Source organism: Achromobacter sp. Bel, from assembly GCF_012928505.1.
GTDB lineage: Bacteria > Pseudomonadota > Gammaproteobacteria > Burkholderiales > Burkholderiaceae_B > Achromobacter.
Genome location: NZ_JABBJN010000072.1, coordinates 21,483 through 27,630 on the forward strand (window position 1 = coordinate 21,483; position 6,148 = coordinate 27,630).

9 protein-coding genes are annotated in these 6,148 nt (G+C 65.4%); 7 read left to right on the top strand and 2 right to left on the bottom strand.

Features of this window, described 5'->3' with window-relative positions; all coding sequences use genetic code 11:
• The first annotated feature begins 2 nt into the window (after window positions 1-2).
• Window positions 3-227: a DUF2970 domain-containing protein gene (locus HG262_RS27975; protein WP_006224568.1), complete on the top strand. Its 225-nt coding sequence runs from the start codon at window positions 3-5 to the stop codon at window positions 225-227.
• Between the two features lie 37 nt (window positions 228-264).
• Window positions 265-1,140, top strand: a complete 876-nt coding sequence (locus tag HG262_RS27980) for a cytochrome c oxidase subunit 3 (RefSeq protein WP_169274115.1) — start codon at window positions 265-267, stop codon at window positions 1,138-1,140.
• A 127-nt stretch (window positions 1,141-1,267) separates the two neighbouring features.
• Here HG262_RS27980 and HG262_RS27985 read toward each other — a convergent pair whose 3' ends face one another.
• Window positions 1,268-1,468: a twin transmembrane helix small protein gene (locus tag HG262_RS27985; RefSeq protein ID WP_006224570.1), complete on the bottom strand. Its 201-nt coding sequence runs from the start codon at window positions 1,466-1,468 to the stop codon at window positions 1,268-1,270.
• 36 nt (window positions 1,469-1,504) lie between these two features.
• On the opposite strand from HG262_RS27985, the gene HG262_RS27990 reads away from it, so the two are divergent.
• From HG262_RS27990 to HG262_RS28010, 5 genes are all read left to right on the top strand, one after another.
• Window positions 1,505-2,311 carry an SURF1 family protein gene (locus tag HG262_RS27990; RefSeq protein WP_169274116.1) on the top strand — a complete coding sequence of 269 codons (807 nt, stop codon included), beginning with the start codon at window positions 1,505-1,507 and terminating at the stop codon, window positions 2,309-2,311.
• Between the two features lie 36 nt (window positions 2,312-2,347).
• Window positions 2,348-2,977 (top strand): hypothetical protein, encoded by a 630-nt coding sequence (locus HG262_RS27995; protein WP_348984433.1) that lies wholly within the window; start codon window positions 2,348-2,350, stop codon window positions 2,975-2,977.
• Between the two features lie 69 nt (window positions 2,978-3,046).
• A complete protein-coding gene (locus tag HG262_RS28000) occupies window positions 3,047-4,081 on the top strand; it encodes a COX15/CtaA family protein (RefSeq protein ID WP_169274117.1) in 1,035 nt (344 codons plus the stop codon).
• A gap of 13 nt (window positions 4,082-4,094) precedes the next feature.
• A complete protein-coding gene (gene cyoE, locus HG262_RS28005; protein ID WP_169274118.1) occupies window positions 4,095-4,988 on the top strand; it encodes a heme o synthase in 894 nt (297 codons plus the stop codon).
• Between the two features lie 17 nt (window positions 4,989-5,005).
• Entirely contained in the window at window positions 5,006-5,611 is a 606-nt protein-coding gene (locus tag HG262_RS28010; protein ID WP_169274119.1) for an SCO family protein, read from the top strand.
• Here the strand turns inward: HG262_RS28010 and HG262_RS28015 are convergent, their stop codons facing one another.
• A complete protein-coding gene (locus HG262_RS28015; RefSeq protein WP_169274120.1) occupies window positions 5,612-5,848 on the bottom strand; it encodes a DUF3717 domain-containing protein in 237 nt (78 codons plus the stop codon).
• Window positions 5,849-6,148: the final 300 nt, after the last annotated feature.

Sequence of the window (6,148 nt, forward strand, 5' to 3'; positions counted from 1 at the left end):
CCATGAGCGACGACCTGCACGAAACCACTCGGCGCAAGCTGAGTTTCCTTCAGACGATGAAGGCGGTGGCGTGGGGGTTCTTCGGCGTGCGCAAGGGCGCGGGCTACCGGGAAGATAGCGCCAGGCTGAACCCGGTGCACGTGATCGTGGCCGGGCTGCTGGCAGCGGCAATCTTCGTTACTGTGCTGGTATTAATTGTGCGTTGGGCGGTTTCAAGCCTGACTTGAATCACTTAATCTATAAATCTGTACCAGGGAGAAAGCCATGAGTGCAAGCCACTCGGTTCAAGGTAAAGAGGCACCGTACTACTTTGTGCCCGCCGACTCGGGGCATCCCGTGCGTACGGCGGTGGCGCTGCTGTTCATGGGGCTGGGCGCCGCGGCCTGGATCAACGGCGTCGGCTGGGCCAAATGGTCCGTGCTGGCGGGGTTCATCGGCCTGATCGTCGTGCTGTACTACTGGTTCGGCGATGCCATCCAGGAATCCGAAGCCGGCATGAACAGCAAGCGCATCGACGGCTCCTACCGCTGGGGCATGAGCTGGTTCATCTTCTCTGAAGTGATGTTCTTCGCGGCGTTTTTCGGCGCGCTCTGGTACACGCGCACGATCACCACGCCGTGGCTGGGCGACATCGACCACCGTCTGATGCTGTGGCCCGACTTCAAGGCCGCCTGGCCCAACTTCGGTCCGGCCGGCGTGGTCGAACAATTCCAGACGGTCGGCCCGTTCTGGCTGCCCACGATCAATACCGCGTTGCTGCTGTCCTCGGGCGTCACGCTGACCATCGCCCACCATGCCCTGCGCGAAAACCACCGCGGCAAGACGATGTTCTGGCTGGCCGCGACGGTCATTCTGGGCTTCATCTTCGTGGCCTGTCAGGCCGCCGAATACCACCACGCGTACACGGAGCTGAACCTGAAGTTCAACTCGGGCGCGTACGGCTCGCTGTTCTATATGCTGACCGGCTTCCACGGCTTTCACGTGATCCTGGGCGCCACGATGCTGACGGTCATCCTGATCCGCCTGATCCGGGGCCACTTCACCGCCGACCACCACTTCGGCTTTGAAGGCGCGGCCTGGTACTGGCACTTTGTGGACGTGGTGTGGCTGGGCCTGTACCTGTTCGTCTATTGGTTCTGACGCAGGCCGGCATGGATCCGCTCTGCGGCGCAGGGCGGGTAAAGCGCGATAGGGGGCCGGGCGGCGACAATGCCGGGCGCCGATCGCGCTTTGTTGCGATGGGGGCGGGAACCGATGCCCCGCGGGCCTATCTAAGCCCGGTGCTTTCGATCCAGCCCATGTGATGGGCGAACAGCACGAACAGGAACAGGGCGACCGACAGCCCGATGCGCACCGTCAGCGCATTGACGGTGCGGCTGGTGGTGCCTTTGTCCCGCATCAGGTAGACCAGGGCGGATGCCAAGCTGGCCAGAATCCCGATGAAGGCCAGTACGACGAAAACGCGCATGGTGGTCTCCGGACAAAACAGAGTTAGCAACGATACATGGCCCGACCGCATTCAACCCGCTACACGGTAGCCGCCCTACTCCTGCTTGGCATCGCCGTGGTGATTCTGGTGTCGCTGGGGCAATGGCAGTTGCGTCGCAGCGATGAGCGACGCGCCATTCTGGCGGCGATCGAAGCGGGCCGCAAGCAGGCGCCGCTGATGCTGACGCCCGCCACGCCTTCCGACGACATGGTCGCGTGGCGCGTGGCCCAGGCCAGCGGCGCATGGCTGCCGCAATTCAGTGTACTGCTGGACAACCGCAACCACGACGGCAGGCCGGGCTACTGGCTGGCCACGCCGCTTTTGCTGGACGCGTCGTCGCGGCAGGCGGTCGTGGTGCTGCGGGGCTGGCTGCCCCGCGTGATCCAGGGCCAGGGCGACCCCAAGTTGCCGGCAACGCCCGACGGCGCGCAGACCGTCATCGGCGAACTCTCCGACCGCGTGCCGCGCATGTTCGAGCTTTGGTCGATGGGCGGGCAGGACCCATCCGCGCTGCCCCGCGCCCTGCCCGTGGCGGGCGGCAGCGTGCCGCAGGTGCAGAACCTGCCGCTAGCCGACTATGCCCGTGCCACGGGGCTGAACCTGTTGCCGGTCGTGCTGAGCCAGACGGGCCCGGCCGGTCCGGACGCCGCCGACGGCCTGGTCCGGGACTGGCCGCAGCCGTCGGTGGATTTCCAGAAGAACACGTCTTACGCCGTGCAGTGGTTCGCGTTTGGTCTGATAGCCGCCATCGCATGGCTGGTGGTGCTGGGGGGCGCCATCAAGCGCATGCGCCAGCGTGCGCCGAATGGCCGCAAGGCCTGACGCGTGCGTCAATGTATGAATCATCCAGGATATAAAGTGGCTCGCGACATTTCATCCAACAAGCCAGCACGCAAGCGCTCATTGATGCCCATGCTGCTGGTGTTCCTGTGTTCCCTGGCGCCCATCGTGGCCGCCTTCGTGGTGTACATGAACCCGCAGTGGTGGCCGGCGGATTCCAGCAATTACGGCACGCTGGTGTCACCGCAGCGCCCGATGCCCGCCGCAGCCGAGCTGAAGCTGACCACGTTGGACGGCAAGCCGTTCGACCTGCAAAGCCTGAAGGGCAAGTGGCTGCTGGTGACGGCCGACGGCGCGGCTTGCCCGGAAAGCTGCGCCCGCAAGCTCTACATCACGCGCAACAGCCACGCCAGCCAGGGCAAGAACGTGGACCGCCTGGCCCGCGTCTGGTTCATCACCGATGACGCGCCGGTGCCGGACAAGGTGCTGGAAGCCTACAAGGGCACCGTCATGCTGCGCGCCGATCCGGACCAGTTGGCGCGCTACCTGTTGGCGCGGGACACGGCCGCGGGCCAGCCCGGGTTGCCGGAGCCGATGTGGGTGATCGACCCGCTGGGCAACCTGATGATGCAGTACCCTGCCGAGGCTGACGGCGTGAAAGTGCGCAAAGACATCAGCAAGCTGGTCTATAACTCAAGGATAGGGTGACCCCCCGAATAGGGGGATGGCCGAGGGCCGCGGGATCCGCGCGGCGCGGCAGAGTCATGGTTTAGGGAAATGGAACGTATCAAAGCGCGGTATCGCAAACTTGTTTTTTTCACCTGGTTCCTGACCTTGGACCTGATCATGTTCGGCGCCTTCGTGCGCCTGACGGATTCGGGCCTGGGCTGTCCCGATTGGCCCGGCTGCTACGGCAGCGTGACGCCGCTGGGCGCGCAGGGCGACATCCATCAGGCATCGCAAGCCATGCCCTTCGGGCCCGTGACGATGTCCAAGGCCTGGATCGAGATGATCCACCGCTATGTCGGGACCATCTTGGGCATGCTCATCATCGGCATCGTCTACATGGCGTGGCGCTATCGCCGCGAGCTGGGCCGTTCGCCCGCGCTGGCCGTCACGACGCTTGTCGCTGTGTGCGTGCAGGGCGCGTTCGGCGCCTGGACGGTCACGCACAAGCTGATGCCGGCCGTGGTGACGTCTCATCTGGTTTTCGGGCTGTCGGTGCTGGCGCTGATGACCTGGCTGTCGGCCCGCGAGCGCCCGCATCTGGCCATCGGCGCGGCGGCCGCGCGCTGGATGCCGTGGGTGGCGGTGGGGTTCGGCCTGCTGCTGGTGCAGGTGACGCTGGGCGGCTGGGTCAGCACCAACTACGCCGCGCTGGCCTGCATGGATTTCCCCATGTGCCACGGGAAATGGGTGCCTGACATGGATTTCCATGGCGGCTATTCGGTGATCCGCGGCCTGGGCGAACTGCCCTCGGGCGAGATGATCTCGCAGCCCGCGCTGACGGCGATCCATTGGGTGCATCGCAATTTCGCCTTTGTCGTATTCCTGTACCTGGGCACGCTGGCCTGGCGGCTGCGGGCCGAACCGGGCCTGCGCGGCCCCGCCACGCTGATGCTGGCGCTGCTGGCCGCGCAGCTGTTCACCGGCTTGACCACCATCTTCTTCCAATGGCCGTTGTTGATCGCGGTGCTGCACAATGGGGGCGCCGCCGGCCTGACCTTGGCCGCCGTGGTGCTGATGGTGCGATTGTCCACAGCGGGACGCGCGCCGGCCGGGGGCTATGGCCCCAATTCGGTGCGCGTTTAAAATAGGGTCCACTATGACCAGTCTTGCCGCTCCTCAACCCGGATTGTTCCGCCAATACTTCGTGCTCACCAAGCCACGCGTCACGCAGCTGGCGGTGTTTTGCGCAGTCATCGGCATGTTCCTTGCCGCGCCGGGCATCCCCGATATGCGCCGCGTGCTGTTTGGCACGCTTGGCATCTGGCTGCTTGCCGCCGCCGCTTTCGCCATCAACTGCCTGATCGAACAGGAAGTTGACGCGCGCATGCTGCGTACGGCCCGTCGCGCCACGGCCCAAGGCACCATTTCGGCTTTCCAGGTGCTGAGCCTGTCCGGGCTGCTGGGCGGTGCCGGCATGTTCGTGCTGTACACGCTGGTGAACCCCCTGACCATGTGGCTGACCTTCGCCACTTTTGTGGGCTACGCCGTCATCTACACCGTCATTCTCAAGCCGCGCACGCCGCAGAACATCGTGATCGGCGGCCTGTCGGGCGCGATGCCGCCGGCGCTGGGCTGGGCCGCCGTGGCGGACTCCGTGCCCGCCGAGGCCTGGGTGCTGGTGCTGATCATCTTCATCTGGACGCCGCCGCACTTCTGGGCGCTGGCGCTGTACCGCAACCACGATTACGCCAAGGCCGGTCTGCCGATGTTGCCGGTCACGCACGGCAACCAGTTCACGCGCCTGCATATCCTGCTGTACAGCGTGGCGCTGGTGGCCACGACCCTGTTGCCCTACGCCATCCGCATGAGCGGCGAACTCTATCTGCTGTCGGCCCTGGTGCTGGGCGGCATGTTCGTTTCGTATGCGTGGCGCCTGTACCGCGCCTACAGCGACGAGCTGGCGCGCAGCATGTTCCGTTTTTCCATTCTCTATCTGGCGTTGCTGTTCGGCGCCCTGCTGGTGGACCACTGGGTCGGCCTGCTGCGCTGATCCCCTGGAGGTTGTCGATGTCCGTGTTTTCCACCCGCCGCCGGCTGGCCCTGCGCCTTGGCGCCGCGGTCGCCTTCACTGCCGCCCTTGCCGCTTGCGGCGAAAGCGCGCCCACGTTCAAAGGCAGCGACATCAGCGGCACCCAGTTGGGCCGTGGCATGGAACTGACCGACACCAACGGCAAGACGCGCCAGTTGTCCGACTTCGCCGGCAAGGTGGTCGTGGTGTTCTTCGGGTTCACGCAGTGCCCCGACGTGTGCCCCACGTCGCTGGCCGAGCTGACCGAAGTCATGAAGGCGCTGGGCCCCGACGCCGACCGCGTGCAGGTGCTGCTGATTACCGTGGACCCCGAGCGCGACACGCAGGAAGTGCTCAAGCAGTACGTCACGGCCTTCGACCCGCGCTTCCTGGGCCTGACCGGCACGCCGGACCAGGTCAAGAAGGCGGCCGCGTCGTTCAAGGCGTACTACGCCAAGGCGCCTACCAAGGACGGCAACTACACGATGGACCATACCGCCGCGTTCTACCTGCTGGACGGCAAAGGCGAATCGCGCGTGCTGGCCAATAACAATCTGGGCGTGGACGCCCTGACGCACGACATCAAGGCCCTGCTGAAAGGCTGATCAGGGATCGGACGGGGTGCGTGCGCCCGAAGCGGCCCAGCCGGCCAGCGCCGCCTGGGCCTTTTCATTGAGTTCGGCGACCGCGATGTCGTGCCGGTGCGTGATGATCATCAGGGCGTAGGGCGTGGCCAGGGCCGCGGCTTCGGGGCACAGGCGCGATTCGTCGCCGACCGACGGCGACACGTTGCGCCAATAATTGATCGCCTGTTCGAGCTGGGGCAGGGAAATGGAATCCATCCGCCTATTGTCCACGAATGGGATGGCCTGTCCACCGGCCTTGCGGCTGCAAAGAAGCGTCACCATCGCAACATGCCGAAACCGCGCTCGGGTGCTATACCGATGCCGGTTAGTTACGATGGAGCTTCGTCATGAATACCACCCGAATCGAAAGTCCGCGCCGCGGCCTGCATCCGCTGGTCGCGGCGGCGGCGATTGCCGTCATTGTCATGTGCGCCGTGGGCGTGGCCGCTGTGATGGGCTGGCTGCCCTCGCCGTCGGCCAACCCGCACGCGGATGCGCCCGTGGTGGGCGCCGGCC

Bases quoted from the DNA above. Each gene is read 5' to 3' on its own strand.
- HG262_RS27975 (WP_006224568.1), top strand. From the start codon at position 3: ATGAGCGACGACCTGCACGAAACCACTCGGCGCAAGCTGAGTTTCCTT.
- HG262_RS27980 (WP_169274115.1), top strand. From the start codon at position 265: ATGAGTGCAAGCCACTCGGTTCAAGGTAAAGAGGCACCGTACTACTTT.
- HG262_RS27985 (WP_006224570.1), bottom strand. From the start codon at position 1,468: ATGCGCGTTTTCGTCGTACTGGCCTTCATCGGGATTCTGGCCAGCTTG.
- HG262_RS27990 (WP_169274116.1), top strand. From the start codon at position 1,505: ATGGCCCGACCGCATTCAACCCGCTACACGGTAGCCGCCCTACTCCTG.
- HG262_RS28000 (WP_169274117.1), top strand. From the start codon at position 3,047: ATGGAACGTATCAAAGCGCGGTATCGCAAACTTGTTTTTTTCACCTGG.
- cyoE (WP_169274118.1), top strand. From the start codon at position 4,095: ATGACCAGTCTTGCCGCTCCTCAACCCGGATTGTTCCGCCAATACTTC.
- HG262_RS28010 (WP_169274119.1), top strand. From the start codon at position 5,006: ATGTCCGTGTTTTCCACCCGCCGCCGGCTGGCCCTGCGCCTTGGCGCC.
- HG262_RS28015 (WP_169274120.1), bottom strand. From the start codon at position 5,848: ATGGATTCCATTTCCCTGCCCCAGCTCGAACAGGCGATCAATTATTGG.